This is a genomic window from Methylobacterium sp. UNC300MFChir4.1, assembly GCF_900110155.1.
Lineage (GTDB): Bacteria > Pseudomonadota > Alphaproteobacteria > Rhizobiales > Beijerinckiaceae > Methylobacterium.
Genome location: NZ_FOCS01000005.1, coordinates 154,793 through 171,600 on the forward strand (window position 1 = coordinate 154,793; position 16,808 = coordinate 171,600).

At 73.2% G+C, this 16,808-nt stretch carries 14 protein-coding genes; 11 read left to right on the forward strand and 3 right to left on the reverse strand.

Going from position 1 to position 16,808, the window contains the following annotated elements; all coding sequences use genetic code 11:
- Positions 1–7: 7 nt before the first annotated feature.
- Complete coding sequence (gene alr, locus BMY19_RS09625; protein WP_100251547.1) at positions 8–1,141, reverse strand: alanine racemase; 1,134 nt, start codon at positions 1,139–1,141, stop codon at positions 8–10.
- Between the two features lie 147 nt (positions 1,142–1,288).
- Here alr and BMY19_RS09630 point away from each other — a divergent pair, with 147 nt between their 5' ends.
- From BMY19_RS09630 to BMY19_RS09660, 7 genes are all read left to right on the forward strand, one after another.
- A complete protein-coding gene (locus BMY19_RS09630; protein WP_020091060.1) occupies positions 1,289–1,738 on the forward strand; it encodes an Lrp/AsnC family transcriptional regulator in 450 nt (149 codons plus the stop codon).
- Between the two features lie 13 nt (positions 1,739–1,751).
- Positions 1,752–2,993 (forward strand): amidohydrolase, encoded by a 1,242-nt coding sequence (locus BMY19_RS09635; protein WP_100251548.1) that lies wholly within the window; start codon positions 1,752–1,754, stop codon positions 2,991–2,993.
- A complete protein-coding gene (locus tag BMY19_RS09640) occupies positions 2,990–3,901 on the forward strand; it encodes a LysR family transcriptional regulator (protein WP_100251549.1) in 912 nt (303 codons plus the stop codon). Before BMY19_RS09635 ends, BMY19_RS09640 begins: the two co-directional genes overlap by 4 nt.
- A 101-nt stretch (positions 3,902–4,002) precedes the next feature.
- Complete coding sequence (locus tag BMY19_RS09645) at positions 4,003–4,887, forward strand: NAD(P)-dependent oxidoreductase (RefSeq protein ID WP_100251550.1); 885 nt, start codon at positions 4,003–4,005, stop codon at positions 4,885–4,887.
- Positions 4,887–6,425 (forward strand): aldehyde dehydrogenase family protein, encoded by a 1,539-nt coding sequence (locus tag BMY19_RS09650; RefSeq protein WP_100251551.1) that lies wholly within the window; start codon positions 4,887–4,889, stop codon positions 6,423–6,425. Before BMY19_RS09645 ends, BMY19_RS09650 begins: the two co-directional genes overlap by 1 nt.
- A gap of 219 nt (positions 6,426–6,644) precedes the next feature.
- Positions 6,645–8,015: a DUF3100 domain-containing protein gene (locus BMY19_RS09655; RefSeq protein ID WP_244534874.1), complete on the forward strand. Its 1,371-nt coding sequence runs from the start codon at positions 6,645–6,647 to the stop codon at positions 8,013–8,015.
- Positions 8,016–8,093: 78 nt separating this feature from the next.
- Positions 8,094–9,248 carry a M20 aminoacylase family protein gene (locus BMY19_RS09660; protein WP_100251553.1) on the forward strand — a complete coding sequence of 385 codons (1,155 nt, stop codon included), beginning with the start codon at positions 8,094–8,096 and terminating at the stop codon, positions 9,246–9,248.
- 61 nt (positions 9,249–9,309) lie between these two features.
- On the opposite strand, the gene katG is transcribed toward BMY19_RS09660, so the two are convergent.
- Both katG and BMY19_RS09670 read right to left on the reverse strand, forming a co-directional pair.
- On the reverse strand, positions 9,310–11,628 hold the full coding sequence (gene katG / locus BMY19_RS09665; protein ID WP_100251554.1) for a catalase/peroxidase HPI: 2,319 nt from the start codon (positions 11,626–11,628) through the stop codon (positions 9,310–9,312).
- Between the two features lie 398 nt (positions 11,629–12,026).
- Positions 12,027–12,206, reverse strand: a complete 180-nt coding sequence (locus BMY19_RS09670) for a hypothetical protein (RefSeq protein ID WP_234081819.1) — start codon at positions 12,204–12,206, stop codon at positions 12,027–12,029.
- A 223-nt stretch (positions 12,207–12,429) separates the two neighbouring features.
- Here BMY19_RS09670 and BMY19_RS09675 point away from each other — a divergent pair, with 223 nt between their 5' ends.
- From BMY19_RS09675 to BMY19_RS09690, 4 genes are all read left to right on the forward strand, one after another.
- Positions 12,430–13,170, forward strand: a complete 741-nt coding sequence (locus tag BMY19_RS09675; RefSeq protein WP_100251555.1) for a GntR family transcriptional regulator — start codon at positions 12,430–12,432, stop codon at positions 13,168–13,170.
- 86 nt (positions 13,171–13,256) lie between these two features.
- Entirely contained in the window at positions 13,257–14,492 is a 1,236-nt protein-coding gene (locus BMY19_RS09680; RefSeq protein ID WP_020091050.1) for an MFS transporter, read from the forward strand.
- A gap of 4 nt (positions 14,493–14,496) precedes the next feature.
- On the forward strand, positions 14,497–15,402 hold the full coding sequence (locus BMY19_RS09685) for an amidohydrolase family protein (RefSeq protein ID WP_100251556.1): 906 nt from the start codon (positions 14,497–14,499) through the stop codon (positions 15,400–15,402).
- A gap of 40 nt (positions 15,403–15,442) precedes the next feature.
- The gene (locus tag BMY19_RS09690) at positions 15,443–16,801 is read left to right on the forward strand and encodes an MFS transporter (protein ID WP_100251557.1); all 1,359 of its coding nucleotides are present in this window, start codon (positions 15,443–15,445) and stop codon (positions 16,799–16,801) included.
- The last annotated feature ends 7 nt before the right edge of the window (positions 16,802–16,808 follow it).

The following is a 16,808-nucleotide window of genomic DNA, read 5'->3' on the forward strand; positions in this document are numbered from 1 at the left end:
GCGGGCCTCAGGCTCCGAGATAGATGCGGTGGAAGCGGTGGCCGAGGCTGGTCAGGACCTCGTAGCCGATCGTGCCGGCCGCCGCGGCGACGGCGTCGACGTCGCGCTCCGGCCCGACGATGTCGACGAGCGCCCCCGGCCCGAGGGTGCCGGGCGCCACGTCGGTGACGTCGAGGACGAGGCTGTCCATCGAGACGCGCCCGACCACGGGCAGCCGGGCGCCGCCGAACCACGCCGCGCCGCCCGCCGTGCTGCGGAAGAATCCGTCCGCGTAGCCGATCGCGACCGTGGCGAGGCGGCTGTCCCTGTCGACTCGGGCCGCGTGGCCGTACCCGACCGGCGTCCCCGCGGGGACGCCGCGCGTCTGCATCACCCGGGCCCGCAGCCCGATCACCGGCCGCATCGGGTTCTCCGCGCCCTCCTGCGGGGCGATCCCGTAGAGGGCGGCGCCGGGGCGCACGAGGTCGAAGTGGAAGTCCGGACCGAGGAAGATCCCCGACGAGGCCGCGAGGCTCGCCGGCACCGTCGGCAGGCGCTGCCGGACCGCCCGGAAGACGGAGAGCTGCGCCGCGTTGACCGGGCTGTCCGGCTCGCCCGCGCAGGCGAGGTGGCTCATCACCAGCCGCAGGTCGAGGCCCGCGAGGGCGTCCGGCCGGTCGAGGAGCGCGCCGACCTCGTCCGGGGCGAGGCCGAAGCGGGCCATGCCGGTATCGACCTGGAGGATCGCCGGCAGGCGCCGCGCGCGCCGCCGGGCCAGGCCCTGCCAGCCGCCGAGCTGGGACCGATCGTTGAGGACGGGCACGAGGTCGTGGTCCGCGCAGGTCGCCTCGCTGCCCGGGGCGGCGCCGTTGAGCACGGCGATCGCCGCCCCGGGCCCGAGGATGGACCGGAGGGCGACGCCCTCGCCGACCTGGGCAACGAAGAAGTGCCGGCAGCCCGCGGCGGCCAGGACCGGCGCGACCCGGTCGGCGCCGAGGCCGTAGGCGTCCGCCTTGACGACGGCCGCGCAGGCGGCCGTCCCGGCTCGCGCGGCGAGCAGGCGGTAATTCTCCGCGATGGCCGCGAGATCGATCGTGAGGAGGGCGGAGGCCGTCCCGGCCGGGCCCGCATCGGGCCGGAGCGCGCGGTCGATCATGCTCATGGCGGCCCTCGGAGCGGCGCTCGGATGCAGTGCCAAAAGGCTACACGAAGGATCGTCGAACGAGCGTGCATCCTGTCGAAGAGATTTGAATTTCGAGCTTGGCCGTGGAAATATCTGCGGCCAGTTCGAAGATCCTGCGAGGCGCGCGTGGACGCGATCGACCGCCGCATCATCCAGGCCCTGCGCGGCGACGGCCGGATCAGCAACGCGGATCTCGCCGCGGCGGTCGGCCTGTCGGCGTCCGCCTGCCATCGCCGCGTGCGGCTGCTGGAGGAATCCGGAATCATCCGGGGCTACACCGCGCTGATCGGCGGCGCGGTCGACGGGCCGGGCCTCGTGGTCCTCACGCAGTTCACCCTGGACCGCCAGACCGAGGACTATCTCAACCGGTTCGAGGCGGCCGTCCGGCGCTGTCCCGAGGTGCAGGATTGCTATCTGATGACCGGGACGGCCGATTACCTCGTGAAGCTCAAGGTGATCGACGCGGCCGATTACGAGCGGCTGCACAAGGATGTGCTGTCGCGGCTGCCGGGGGTCGCCCGGCTGCAATCGAGCTTCGCGATCCGGACCGTCGTGGCCGCCGGCCGGCCGCTCTGAAGGAAGCCCCGCCATGACGCCGAGCACCGAACCGCGCTGGGATGCCCCCTGCGACCTGCGCCTCCACGACGCCGCGCTCGCCGAGGGAAGCCGGGCGACGATCGACATCCGGGGCGACCGCGTGGCGGCGCTGCGGGATCCCGCCGCGCCGCTCCCGCCCGCCGGCCGCACGATCGATCTCGGCGGCGCCCTGGTGCTGCCGGGCCTGTCCGATGGCCACGTCCACCTCGACAAGTGCCTGCTCGGCCTCCCGTGGCGCCCGCACGCGGCGGCGGGGTCCGTCCGCGCGATCATCGACGACGAGAAGGCGTTCCGCCGGGCCACGCGGATCCCGCTCGCCGAGCAGGGCGCCGAGGCGCTGCTCGAACGCCTGCTCCGGGGCGGCACGACGAGCCTGCGGACCCATGTCGACGTCGACGACGTCACGCGGCTCGACCACCTCGCCCAGATCCTCGACCTGCGGGCGCGCTGGGCCGACCGCCTGCAGATCCAGATCGTCGCCTTCCCGCAGAGCGGGATCCTGGGCTGCCCGCCGGCCGCCGACGACCTGGACGCGGCCCTGCGGATGGGCGCGGACCTCGTCGGCGGCCTCGATCCCGTCGGCATCGACGGCGACCGCGACGGTCACCTCGACATCGTCTTCGCCCTGGCCGAGCGGCACGGGCGGGGCATCGACATCCACCTCCACGAGGGCGGCGCGGCCGGACTCGCCACGATCGCGGCGATCGCGGCCCGGACAGCGGCGGCCGGGCTCGGCGGGCAGGTCACGATCAGCCACGCCTTCGCCCTCGCGGAGGCCGACGACCTGGAACTCGGCCGGATCGCCGAGGCCCTGAACCGGGCCGGCGTCGCGATCCTCAGCAGCGTGCCGGGCGGGGCCCGATGCCCGCCGATCCCGCGGCTGCGCGAACTCGGCGTCCCGGTCTGCCTCGGCACCGACAACGTCCGCGACTGCTGGAACCCCGCCACGGTCACCGGCATGGTCGCCCGCGCCCAGCTCGCCGCCTACCGGTTCGACCTGCGCACCGACGCGGACCTCGCGGCGTTGCTGGCGCCGATCACCGCCGTCCCGGCGCGGGTGCTGGGCCTCGGTCCGGGCGCGGTGGCGCCCGGCGCGCGGGCCGACCTGATCGCCTTCGCGGCCGCCGGCGTGCCGCAGGTGATCGTGGAGCGCCAGGAGCCCGTGCTGGTCGTGGCGCGGGGCGCCGTCGCGGTCGACCGGCGCGGCGCGGCCGCCGGGGACCCGCCGCCGTGAACGACCGCGCGCTGCGCTACCTGCTGGCCGTCGTGCGCGCGGGCTCGGTCCGGGCGGCCGCCGATGTCCTGAACGTCGCCGCCTCGGCGGTGAGCCGGCAGATCATCGAGCTGGAGGCCCAGGTCGGCGAGACCCTGCTCGAGCGCCTGCCCCGGGGCGTGGTGCCCACCGAGGCCGGCCGCCTCGTCGCCGAGCACGCGCAGCGGCAAGCCGACGAGGCGGCCCTGCTGGAGGACCAGCTGAAGCGCCTGCGCGGGGTGCAGCGGGGCACGGTCAGCCTGCGCTGCGGCGCCGGCTTCCTGATCGACCTCCTCGACAACGCCCTGGCCGGCTTCGCCCAGGACCATCCGGGCATCGCCTATCAGGTCGAGATCGGCACGACCGACGGGATCCTGGCGGCGATCGCCCGGGGGGACGCGGATATCGGCCTCGTCTACAACCCGCCCGCGCACCCGGACGTCCGCGGGATCGTCTCCGCCCGGCAGCCGCTCCTCGCCGTCCTGCCGATGGGGCATCCCCTCGCCGACGGTGCGGCGCCGGTCCCGCTGCGCAGCTTCGCCACCGAGCCCGCCGCCCTCCTGCCCCCCGACCACGGGGTCCGGCAGCTGATCGGCCGCGTCGAGGCCGACGGCGGATTCCGGCTGGTGCCGCGGCTGGAGACGGCGTCCTTCGAGCTGCACCGCCGCTTCGTGATGGCCGCCATGGGCGTCGCGTTCCTGCCCCGCTTCGTGGTCGCGGCCGAGCTGCGCGACGGCCTCCTCGCGGCTTTGCCGCTGCGCGACGCCATCCTGTCGGAGGCGAGCGCCCACCTCGTCATCCGCGCGGGGCGGCGCCTGCCGGAGGGCGCGGCGCGGCTGCTCGGCTGGCTGGCCGACCACATGGTGGCGTTCCGGCCGCCGCCGGCGTGACGCGAGCGTGCGGATTTTCCGCACGCTTCGTGCAGAAATCGGTTGTTGTCGCAACACTCGTTTGCCGGAACTATCGTGCCGCTTCGTGAGGACGGATCGGCATGACCATCGCAACGGTAGGCGTCGTCGGGCTCGGCAACATGGGTCTGGGCATGGCCGCGACCCTGGCCCGCAAGGGCTTCGCGGTCCTGGGCTACGACCTCAGTCCGGCCCGGCGCCCCGCCGCCGAGGCGGCCGGCGTGACAGTCCTCGACGCCCTCAACGACGTGCTCGGCCGGGCCGACGCCCTGGTGTTCTCGCTGCCGCTGGCGCGGGACGTGGACTCGGTGGTCACCGCGGAGGGCGGGCTCCTGTCCCGGACCGACCGGAAGGTGGTGGTGATCGACACCTCGACCTCGGATCCCGGCACGACCCGCCGCCTCGCCGAGCGCCTCGCCGCGGCCGGTCACGCGCTCCTCGACGCCCCGGTGAGCGGCGGCCCGTCCGGCGCCGCCGAGGGCACCCTGACCATGATGATCGGCGGGGCCGCGGCGGATTACGAGCTGGCCCGCCCGGTCCTGGAGGCCATGTCGGCCCGCGCGCCGCATGTCGGGCCGTCGGGCGCCGGCAACATCGTCAAGCTCGTCAACAACCTGCTGGTGGCGGCCCATCTGGTGACCACCGGCGAGGCCCTGCGCCTGTCCGAGGCGGCGGGCCTCACGGCCGAGGAGGCCGTCAAGGTCGTCAACACCGCCACCGGCCGCAGCGCGATCAGCGAGGTCATGGTCCCGCGCTGGGTCCAGTCCGGCACCTTCGACAGCGGCTTCTCGGCCGGCCTGATGCGCAAGGACGTGCGCCTCGCCCTCGAACTCGCCGCCGAATGCGGGATCGACCTGCCGCTCTCCGCCGAGGTGAAGCGGATCTGGCAGGCGACGCAACCCGCCATCCCCGACACGGCCGACTTCACCCGCATGGCCGATTACCGCGATCCCAAGGGAGCCCACTGATGTCCGGCACGCCGCACTCGCCCGCCGCCGACCGGGTCGCCGCCCTCCTGGCCGACCTGCTGCCGGGCGGCCGCATCGGCAGCGTCGTGGCCGGCGAGATCCTCGCCGGGACCGGCGCCGCCCTCGATCTCACCAACCCCGCCGACGGCGGCGTGCTCGCGACCTTCGCCGATGCCGGCCCGTCGGTCGTCGAGGCCGCCATGGCGGCGGCAAGCGACGCCCAGCGCGCGTGGTGGGGGATGACCGCTGCCGCCCGCGGCCGCGCGATGTGGGCGGTCGCCGCCCTGGTCCGGCAGCATGCCGGCGCGCTCGCCGAGCTGGAGACCCTCTCGGCCGGCAAGCCGATCCGCGACACCCGCGGCGAGGTCGCCAAGGTCGCCGAGATGTTCGAGTACTACGCCGGCTGGTGCGACAAGCTGCACGGCGACGTCATCCCGGTCCCGACCTCGCACCTGAACTACACCCGCCACGAGCCCTTCGGCACCGTCGTGCAGATCACGCCCTGGAACGCGCCGATCTTCACCGCGGGCTGGCAGATCGCGCCGGCGATCTGCGCCGGCAACGCCGTGGTGCTGAAGCCCTCTGAGCTGACGCCCCTGACCTCGCTGGCGCTGGGCGTGCTCTGCGACCGCGCCGAGGGGATGCCCCGCGGCCTCGTCTCGGTGCTGGCGGGCGCCGGCCCGACCACCGGCGCCGCTGCGGTGGCCCATCCCGAGACGCGGCTCGTCGTGTTCGTCGGCTCGGCCGAGGCGGGCGCGCAGATCGCCGCCGCGGCGGCCCGCGCCATCGTGCCGAGCGTGCTGGAGCTCGGCGGCAAGTCGGCCAACATCGTGTTCGCCGACGCCGACCTCGACCGGGCGCTGATCGGCGCGCAGGCCGCGATCTTCGGCGGCGCCGGCCAGAGCTGCGTGGCGGGCTCCCGGCTCCTCGTGCACCGCTCGATCCACGCGTCCTTCGTCGAGCGCCTGTCCCGCGCCGCCGCGCGCATCCCCGTGGGCGCGCCGACCGACCCGGAGACGCAGATCGGCCCGATCAACAACCGGCGCCAGCGGGACAAGATCGCCGACATGGTCGAGGCCGCCGCGGGGGCGGGCGCCACGATCGCGACCGGCGGGGCCTGCCCCGCGTCCCTGCGCGACACGGGCGGCTTCTACTACGGCCCGACCATCGTGGACGGCGTCGCGCCGGACGCGGCGATCGCCCGGGAGGAGGTGTTCGGCCCGGTCCTGGCGGTCCTGCCGTTCGACGGCGAGGACGAGGCGATCGCGCTGGCCAACGGCACGCCCTACGGCCTCGCCGGCGCGGTCTGGACCCGCGACGGCGGGCGCGGCCACCGGGTCGCGGCGGCGCTTCGGGCCGGCACCGTCTGGGTGAACGGCTACAAGACCATCAACGTGGCCTCGCCGTTCGGCGGCTTCGGCCGCTCGGGCTTCGGCCGCTCCTCCGGCCGCGAGGCGCTGATGGCCTACACCCAGACCAAGAGCGTCTGGGTCGAGACCGCCGCAGCGCCGGCCGTCACCTTCGGCTACGTGGGCTAGCGCTGTGCCCGATCGCGTCGCGACAGACTGAGCAGCGAGCGACGCGGGTTCCGACAGCGCGACGGTCTCCCCTCTCCCGCACGAGAGAGGGGACCCGCGCTCCATCCGGCTCGGGCACGCCCCGCGGCGGCGTCCGCGCAGCGATCTACCGACAAGCCGGCGATCAAGATCGGCACGCACAGCAACGGGTGCCCCCAAGGGGGGCCAAGGAGGATGACGATGGCGGGGGAACTGTTTGCGACGAACACGCGGCCGGCCGTGCCGCCCGTCTCGGGCGGGGGTAAGCTGACGCTGTTCCTGCTCGCCCTCGTCATCGTCGTCATCGCGGAGGCGATCGGCAACGTCAGCATCCCGGTGGGCGCCGGCAAGATCGTGCTGCTCCCGCTGCTCTGGGCCCTGCTGCTGGGCGGCGCGCTGGGGCTGATGAGCCCGCGCCTGCCCGCGCCGCTGCGGCTGTCGGGCGCCCTGCAGAACGCGGCCGGCGCCTACCTGCAGCCGGCGCTCCTGATCTTCATCGCCAAGCTCGGCCTGCTCGTGGGCGGTTCGCTGCCGAAGATCCTCGCCTCGGGCTGGGCCCTGGCCTTCCAGGAATTCGGCCACTTCTTCGGCACGATGGTGTTCGGCCTGCCGGTGGCGCTCCTGCTCGGCATCAAGCGCGAGGCGATCGGCGCAACCTTCTCGGTCGGCCGCGAGCCCAGCCTCGCCATCATCGGCGAGCGCTACGGCATGGACTCGCCGGAGGGGCGCGGCGTGCTGGCCGAGTACCTGACCGGCACGGTGTTCGGCGCGGTGTTCATCGCCCTGCTGGCCGGGCTGATCACCAGCCTCGGCATCTTCAACCCGCTGGCGCTGGCGATGGGGGCTGGGGTCGGCTCCGGCAGCATGATGGCCGCGGCCTCGGGGGCGATCGCGGCCCAGCAGACGCCCGAGGTCGCCAAGGACGTCGCCACCTTCGCGGCGGCCAGCAACCTCGTGACCACCACGATCGGCACGTACTTCACCCTGTTCCTGTCGCTGCCCTTCACGATCTGGGCCTACGGCAAGCTGGAGCCGATCCTCGGCCGCAACCGGCCGGACGCCGCCCGCCCGGCGGCCGCCGACCCGCAGGCGCCCGCCCATCAGCCGGCCCACGGGGAGGTGCGGATCGGCCTCGGCGAGACCGTGCTCGCCTGGATCCTGATCGGCGCCTACGGGCTCATCGGCAACTGGCTGACCTACGGAATCGTCCCCGACGCGAGCGTCGTGGCCGGGATGGCGATCATCATCGGCACCGTGCTCGCCGGCTGGGGCCTCTACCTGCTCCTCGGCCGGCGCCTGCCCGCCGTCCTCTGGGTGTCGATCATCGGCATGGCGCTGACCTATCCCGGGACGCCCTACGCCGCCGAGATCGCCGCCCTGACCGGCAAGCTCAACTTCCTGGCGCTGGCCACGCCGATCCTGACCTTCGCGGGGCTCTCGGTCGCCAAGGACGTGCCCGCCTTCCGCCGCCTCGGCTGGCGGATCGTCGTGGTCTCGTTCATGGCCAATGCCGGGACCTTCCTCGGCGCGGCCCTCATCGCGCAGTTCTTCATGCACCCGCCGCTGGGGTGAACCGCCGCGCCGATCGGCGTAGGGTCCGGGCGGGGGATCGAGGCGCTCCGGCAGCCTCCCGAATCTGAGAGAGATCGCATGCGCATCGAGGCGGAGACCGTGGAGCGGATGGTCGCGTGGCGGCGCGACCTGCACGCCCATCCCGAGCTGGCCTTCCAGGAGATCCGCACGGCGGATCTCGTCGCCCGGGAACTGGCCGCCTGCGGCCTGTCGGTGAAGACCGGGCTCGGGCGCACCGGCGTGGTCGGGACCCTGAGCCGGGGCGACGGTCCGACCATCGGCCTGCGCGCCGACATGGACGCCCTGCCGATCCAGGAGGCGACGGGCGCTGCTCACGCCTCCCGGACGCCCGGCGTGATGCATGCCTGCGGCCATGACGGCCACGTGGCGATGCTGCTCGGCGCGGCCCGGCACCTCGCGTCGCGCACCGACCTGTCCGGGACGGTCCACTTCATCTTCCAGCCGGCGGAGGAGTGCGAGGGCGGCGGGCGCGCCATGGTCGAGGACGGCCTGTTCCGGCTGTTCCCGTGCGATTCCGTCTACGGCCTGCACAACTGGCCGGGTTTGCCGCTGGGGACCTTCGCGACCCGGGTCGGCGCCATCATGGCCTCCCTCGACACGTTCGAGATCGCGGTCACCGGGTTCGGTACCCACGCGGCCATGCCGGAGCGCGGCACCGACACGCTGGTGGTCGCCTCTGAGATCGTCCTGGCCCTGCAGACCATCGTGAGCCGCCGGATCGCCCCCACGGACCCGGTCGTGCTCAGCGTCACGCAGATTCACGGCGGCGACGCCTACAACGTCATCCCCGAGCGCGCGGTCATCCGCGGCACGGTCCGCTGCCTGGACGAGGCCGTGCGCAAGCGCGTGGCCGAACTCGTCGAGGCGATCGCGGGCGGGACGGCCGCCACGCACGGCGCCCGCGCGGAGGTGGACTACCGGTTCGGCTACCCCGCCACCGTCAACACCGCCGACGCCGTCGGCACCGCCCTGGAGGCGGCCGGGGCCGTCCCGGACATCACCGCGCGCCGGGGCGAGGTCGGCCCCTCCATGGCGTCGGAGGATTTCGCCTACATGCTGGAGGCCTGCCCCGGCGCCTACGCGTGGATCGGGACCGACGGGACGCGCAAGAGCCTGCCGCTCCACAATCCGGGCTACGATTTCAACGACGAGGCCCTGCCGGTCGGCGCCGCCTACTGGGCCGCGCTGGGGGCGCACAGCCTCAGGCCGTGACGCGGCGCGCACCCTGAGAGATCGCCCGCGCCGGAGGCGCGGGCGATCCCGATGGCGGGCGTCAGGCCGCCATCGGCCCGTAACGCCGGTGACCCTTCACGTCGAAGCGGTCGAGCATCATGACCTTGTCCCAGGCCTTGACGAAGTCCGCCACGAAGCGCCGCTGGCCGTCGCTGCCCGCGTAGGCGTCGGCGATGGACCGGAGCTGCGCGTTCGAGCCGAAGACGAGGTCGCTGCGGGTCGCCTCGAACTTCGTCTGCCCGCTCGCGCGGTCCTTGAGCGCGAAGGTCATCCCCTCCGCATCCGCCTTCTCCCAGACCAGATCGACGTCGGTCAGGTTGCGGAAGAAGTCGGTCGTCAGCGCCCCGACCCGGTCGGTCAGGACGCCCCGGCTCGACCCGTCGTGGTTGGCGTTGAGCGCGCGCAGGCCGCCGGTCAGGACGGTCCATTCCGGGGCCGTCAGCGTCAGCAGGTTCGCCTTGTCGAGGAACATCTCCTCCGGCGAGACGCTGCGCGTCATCTGCCCGAAGCCGTCGTCGACGTAGTTGCGGAACCCGTCCACCACCGGCTTCAGCCACTCGAACATCTCGAGGTCGGTGAGCGCCTGGGTCGTGTCCACCCGGCCCGGCGTGAACGGGACCGGCGTCTCGACCCCGGCATCGCGGGCCGCCTTCTCCACGGCGACGCAGCCGCCCAGCACGATCAGGTCCGCCAGCGAGATCTTCTTGCCGTCGCTGCGGCCGCCGTTGAAGGTCGCCATCACGCCGCGCAGGGCCTCGACCACGGGCGCGGCCCGCCGGTTGACGGCCCAGTCCTTCTGCGGCGCGAGGGCGAGGCGGCCGCCGTTGGCCCCGCCGCGCTTGTCGCTGTCGCGGTAGGTCGAGGCCGCCGAGAAGGCCGTGAAGGCGAGATCCGAGACCGACAGGCCCGTGCCGGAGATCGCCTGTTTCAGCGCGGCGATCTCCGCCTCGCCGACGAGGGCGTAGTCGCGCTCGGGCAGCGGGTCCTGCCACAGGAGCCCGTCCTCGATCACGACTTCCGGGCCGAGGTAGCGGTGCTTCGGACCCATGTCGCGGTGGGTGAGCTTGTACCACGCCTTGGAGAAGGCCTGGGTGAAGGCGTCGAAGTCGTTGAGGAACTTCTCGCAGACCTTGCGGTAGTCGGGATCGACCTTCAGGGCGATGTCGGACGTCATCATCATCAGCGGGTGCATCTGCCCCGCGACGTGGGCGTCCGGCGTCTTCGGCGCGGCGGGATCCTTCGGCGTCCACTGCAGGGCGCCCGCCGGACTCTTGGTCTGCTCCCACTCGAACTTGAAGAGGTTCTCCAGGTAGGCGTTGTCCCACTTCGTCGGATCCGGGGTCCAGCTGCCCTCGATGCCGTTGGTCATCGTGTCCTTGCCGGAGCCGGTGCCCTTCGGGTTGTGCCAGCCCAGCCCCATCGCCTCCATCGGCGCCATCTCGGGCGGCGGCCCGATCTCCTTGGCCGGCACCATGCCGTGGCTCTTGCCGAAGGCGTGGCCGCCCGCGATCAGCGCCACGGTCTCCTCGTCGTTCATCGCCATGCGGGTGAAGGTGATCCGGATGTCGCGCGCGGAGGCCAGCGGATCGCCGCTGGCGTAGGGGCCCTCCGGGTTCACGTAGATCAGCGCCTGGTGCGAGGCGGCCAGCGGGTTCTCGAGGTCGTAATCGGCGTCGCCGTTCTTGCCCCGCCAGCGCTTGTCGCGGTTGACCATGTCGTCGAAGCTCGAGACCGAGCCCATCTCGACGACCTCCGGTCCCCAGTAGGTCGCGTCGTCCGCCTCCCAGGCGTCGAGGCGGCCGGCGGCGAAGCCGTAGGTCGGCAGGCCCATGATCTCGAGGGCGCAGTTGCCGGTGAGCACCATGAGGTCGGCCCACGACAGGGCGTTGCCGTACTTGTGCTTGATCGGCTGCAGGAGGCGCCGCGACTTGTCGGTGTTGCCGTTGTCCCACCAGCTCGAGATCGGGGCGAAGCGCTGCATGCCGGTGCCGGCGCCGCCGCGCCCGTCGGCGATCCGGTAGGTGCCGGCCGAGTGCCAGGCCATGCGGATCATCTGCGGGCCGTAATTGCCGTAGTCGGACGGCCACCACTCCACCGACGAGGTCAGGAACTGCTTGATGTCGCGCTTGAGCGCGTCGAAGTCGATCTTGGCGAACTCGGCCGCGTAGTCGAAATCCGGGCCCAGGGGATCGGCCGCCAGCCCGTTCTGGTGGAGCACTTCCACCCGCAGGCGATGGGGATACCAGTTCTCCAGCGTCGGCCGGTTGCCGTGGGCGCCGCCGATCCGGTCGCCGCCGAACGGACACTGGCCTGCCATGTGAAACGACGTCGTGTCCGTCTTGTCGATCGTCTCGCTCATCGGGTGGTCCCCCTTGGTGTTGCGCGACGGCCGGGCGCGCGGGGCCCGGACGTCGAAGGCGGTGGGCGGTGCAGGCGGTCCGAACCCTCAGGCGATTCCCGTCGCGCTCGAGACTCGTGACGAAATGAGGCGGTCTCCGGCTGGATCAAGCGCGGGGCGTCGAAGTCTTGCCGGGCTTGCGGTGGAGGCTCCCGCAGAGACCGCGATGACGTTGTCGCGATCTGCCCTGTCGCCGCCGTCGCGGAGCGCCGGCATCGACTCGACGTCGACAACGGCCCGCGCCCGGGCATTGCCCTTCGTCTTGGAGCTGTGGGCCGACCGTCATGATGGTCGTCTCGCGGGGGGAGGTCCTGTCCCCGCGCGGACCGATCGAGACGGCCGGCGCCGGTCGACGTCGGTCAGGGCGTGGATCGCGTCCCGGCCGGCGGGGCGCTGATTGATCCGCTCTCGGAGCCGGTGACGACCTTGCGGGCGGCGGCCTGACTCTGGCTGGCGTAGTCGGGCGGCGCGGTCTCACCCTGCCAGATCATCAGGCCGGCCAGGGCGGCGACCATCAACCCCACACTGACGAGGAGCACGATAAGAACCGGCCTGCCGCGCCGACCCTGACGGGTCTCTCGAGACGTACGATATTCGACCATCCGCGCCTCGCTGGACCATGATCCCGGGAAATCTCGGCGGAAACCCGCGGCCCGGCGAATGGGTCCTGTACTGCGACGCTGTGGACCACGGGATCGGCGCGCGCCGGCACCACTCCGTCGCCCATTGGCGCCTGCCGGCGATAGTCATACAGTCATACACATGACCGTCGTGACCGCACCCCAGCCCGATCTCCGCTTGCCGCTCTACCAGCGCCTGCGGGACGAGATCGCCTTCCAGATCGCCCGCAACGTCTGGCGGTCGGGCGAACCGATCCCCACGGAGGCGGAACTGGCGGCGACCCACCGCGTCGCCATCGGCACCGTGCGCAAGGCGATCGACGTCCTCGTCGCCGACGGCCTCGTCGAGCGGCAGCAGGGCCGCGGCACCTTCGTTCGGCGGCCGCGCTTCGACCGGTCCCTGTTCCGGTTCTTCCGGCATCTCGGCCCGGACGGCACGCAGGCCGTGCCGGAGGGCCGGATCCTGTCGCGCGAGGCCTGTCCGGCCCCAGCGACCGTCCGCGAGGCCCTCGGCCTGGACGCGCGCGGCGACGCGATCCGGCTGATCCGGACACGCCACCTCCAGGGCCGCCCGATCCTGTCCGAGACGATCTGGCTGCCGGCCGCGCGGTTCGCGCCGCTCCTCGAAGCCCCGCTGACGGAGATCGGCGACCTCCTCTACCCCGCCTACGAGCGCCTCTGCGGGGAGATCGTCGCCCGCGCCGAGGAGACCCTGACCGTCGGCATCGCCGACGCGACCGACGCGGGGCACCTCGCGATCGCCGACGGGGATCCGGTCGTCGTCATCGAGCGCCTCGCCTACGGCTTCGATGCCCGCCCGATCGAGTGGCGGGTGACGCGCGGCGCCGCCCGGGACTTCCGGTATCACGTCGACATCCGCTGAAAGGCCGGCGCCTTGACGTGCCGACCCACGCGTGCTCATCTATTCATATAAATGACTAGTCCTCCTCGGAGGACGGAGGAAAGCCCGTGTTCCGCTGGTACCGAGAGGTCGGTCCGGCCGAGCGTCGCACCTTCTGGGCCTGTCTGGGCGGGTGGTCGCTCGACGCCCTGGACGTGCAGATGTTCAGCCTCGCCATTCCCGCGCTGGTCGCGAGCTTCGGCCTGAGCCGCTCGGAGGCCGGCCTGATCGGCGCGGTCACGCTCGTCGCGGCGGCGATCGGCGGCTGGCTCGGCGGCCTCGCGGCGGACCGGATCGGCCGCGTCCGGGCCCTCCAGATCACGGTGCTGTGGTTCGCGGTCGCGACCTTCCTGGCGGCCTTCGCGCAGAGCTTCGCCCAGCTGCTGACCCTGAAGGCGCTGCAGGGGATCGGCTTCGGCGCCGAGTGGGCGGCCGGCGCCGCGCTGATGGCGGAGGCGATCCGGCCCGAGCACCGCGGCCGGGCGCTGGGCGCCGTCCAGGGCGGCTGGGCGCTCGGCTGGGGCGCGGCCGTGCTCCTGTCCACGGCGGCGTTCTCGGTGCTGGATCAGGAGACGGCCTGGCGAGCCCTGTTCGCCTGCGGCCTCGCGCCGGCACTCCTCCTGCTCTACCTCCGCCGCTCCGTCCCCGAGCCGGTCCGATCCGTGGCAGGGCCGGCGCCGTCACGGGCCGGAGGGCTCGCGATCTTCGCGCCCGGCCTGCGCCGGATCACGGTGCTCGCGACGCTGCTCGGCCTCGGCGCCCACGGGGGCTTCCACGCCCTGTTCACCTGGCTGCCCACCTACCTGAGCGTCGAGCGCGGCGCCTCGGTCCTCGGGACCGGGCTCTACCTCGCCATCATCATCGCGGCCTTCGGTCTGGGATGCCTCGTCGCCGGCGGCCTCGTGGACCGGCTCGGCCGCCGCCGGACCGTGGCGCTCTACGCCGCCGGCTGCATGGCGCTGGTCGTCCTGTACCTGCTGCTGCCGGTCGGCGGCACGGGCCTGCTCCTCCTCGGGGCGCCCCTCGGCTTCTGCACGGCCGGAATCCCCGCGAGTCTCGCGGCGCTGTTCAGCGAACTCTTCCCGGACGGGCTGCGCGGGACCGGGATGGGCTTCTGCTACAACGCCGGCCGCCTCGCCTCCGGCCTGCTGCCCCTCGGCGTCGGCCTGCTCAGCGAGATCTGCGGCCTCGGCCCGGCGATCGGCCTGTCGGCCCTCGGCGCCTACGGGCTCGTCCTCCTCGCCGTCGCGCTCCTGCCGGATCGGCAGCCCGGCGGCGCGCTGATCCCCCAGACCGTGAGATGATCCGATGAACCGGCGCCACTTCTGCCGCACCCTGCTCGCGGGCGGCGTCACGCTCGCGCTTCCCGCCCGCGGCCGCGCGGCCGGGACCGCCGACGACGGCGTCGCGGCGGTGGACACCCACGCCCACGTCTTCACCCGCTCCCTCACCCTCACGGGCGACCGGCGCTACGCCCCCGACTACGACGCGAGCATCGCCGATTACCGCGCCATGCTGGACCGGAACGGCATGGCCCGCGGCGTGCTGATCCAGCCGAGCTTCCTCGGCACCGACAACGGCTACATGGTCTCGGCCCTGCGCTCCGCGCCGGAGCGGCTGCGCGGCATCGCCGTGCTGGCCCCGGAGGCCGAGACCGCGACCCTGCGCGACCTCGCCGGGCAGGGCGTCGTCGGCCTGCGCCTCAACCTGATCGGCCGGCCGGACCCGGATTTCGCCGGCCCGGTCTGGCGCGCCCACCTCGCGCGCGTCGCGGATCTCGGCTGGCAGATCGAGGTCCAGGCCGAGGCGCGGCGCCTCGCGCGGCTGCTGCCGCCGCTGGTCGCGGCGGGCGTCCCCGTGGTGGTCGACCATTTCGGCCGGATCGACCCCGCCCTCGGCATCGCCGATCCGGGCTTCGCCGACCTGCTCGGCTTCGGCCGCGGCGGCCGCGTCTGGGTCAAGCTCTCGGGCGCCTACCGCATCGGCAGCGGCGAGGCCGGCCGGCAGACGGCGGTGCAGGCCGCCGAGCGCCTGTGCGGCGCCTTCGGGGCGCGGCGCCTGCTCTGGGGCAGCGACTGGCCGCACACGCAGTTCGAGACCCAGGCCAGCCCGGCGGAGGCCCGGCGCGACCTCGACGCCTGGGTGCCGGACCCGGCCGAGCGCCGGATCGTCCTCGCCGAGACGCCCGCCGAACTCTTCCGCTTCGACCGCTAGGCCGAGGCGGGCCCGCCCGAATTCCAGCGAGGACAGGACCATGGCAACACCGACCACGCCACACGCGGCGGACGCGGCCGCCTTCGAGAGCCGAACGATGCGGAAGGTCGGCCTGCGCCTGATCCCCTTCCTCGTGCTCTGCTACTTCATCGCCTACGTCGACCGGGTGAATGTCGGCTTCGCGGCGCTGACCATGAACCACGATCTCGGCCTCTCCGCCGCGGCCTTCGGCCTGGGCGGCGGCCTGTTCTTCGTGGCCTACGTCCTGTTCGAGGTGCCGAGCAACCTCGCCATGGAGCGCGTCGGCGCGCGGATCTGGATCGCGCGGATCATGATCACCTGGGGGCTCGTCGGCATCGGCTCGGCCTTCGTCACCGGTCCGCTGAGCTTCGCCACCGCCCGCTTCCTGCTCGGCGCGGCCGAGGCCGGGTTCTTCCCCGGCGTGATCCTGTACCTGACCTACTGGTTCCCCAAGGCCTACCGGGCGCGGATCGTGGCGATGTTCATGGTCGCGATCCCCCTCTCCAGCTTCTTCGGCTCGCCGCTCTCGGCGGCGCTGCTCACCCTCGACGGCGCCGCGTCCCTGCGCGGCTGGCAGTGGCTGCTGATCATGGAGGCGGTCCCGGCCGTCCTGCTCGGCGTCGCCGCCCTCGCACTGCTGCCGAGCCGGCCGGCCGAGGCGACCTTCCTGAGCCCGGCGGAGCGCGGCTGGCTGACGGACCGGCTGGAGACCGAGCGGCGCGCCGCCGAGGCGAGCGCCGGGCACCACGCCCACGGCCTCGCGGCGGTCTGGGCGGTGCTCGCGAGCCGGCAAGTCTGGCTGCTCGCCGTGATCTACGCGGGCAGCTCGGCCACCAGCAACACGCTGTCGCTGTGGATGCCGCAGATCCTCAAGGGGTTCGGCCTCAGCAATCTGCAGACCGGCCTGCTGAACATGATCCCGTTCGGCATCGCCTCGGTCTTCATGATTGTCTGGGGCCTGCGGGCGGACCGCAGCGGCGAGCGGATCTGGGGCACGGCCCTGCCGCTGGCGCTGACCTCGGCGAGCTTCGCCCTGACGCTGCTGACGGGCTCGCTCTGGATGACGCTGGTCCTGCTCTCGCTGGTCCTGCTCGGCAACTACGCGATCAAGGGCCCGTTCTTCGCCCTCGCCACGGAGACGCTGCCGCCGGCCCAGACGGCCGCCGGCATCGCGGCGATCAACACCCTGGCGCATCTCGGCACCGGGGCGATCACCTCGCTGATCGGCGTGCTGCGCGAGCAGACCGGCAGCTTCCCCGTCGCCCTGCTGCCGCTCTGCGCGCTCACCGGCGTCGGCTGCGCCCTGGTCTTCTGGATCGGCCGGCACCAGCCGCGGGCGGCGACCGTCGGGGCGACCCCGTCGATCGTCCGGGGCTGAGGCGGCG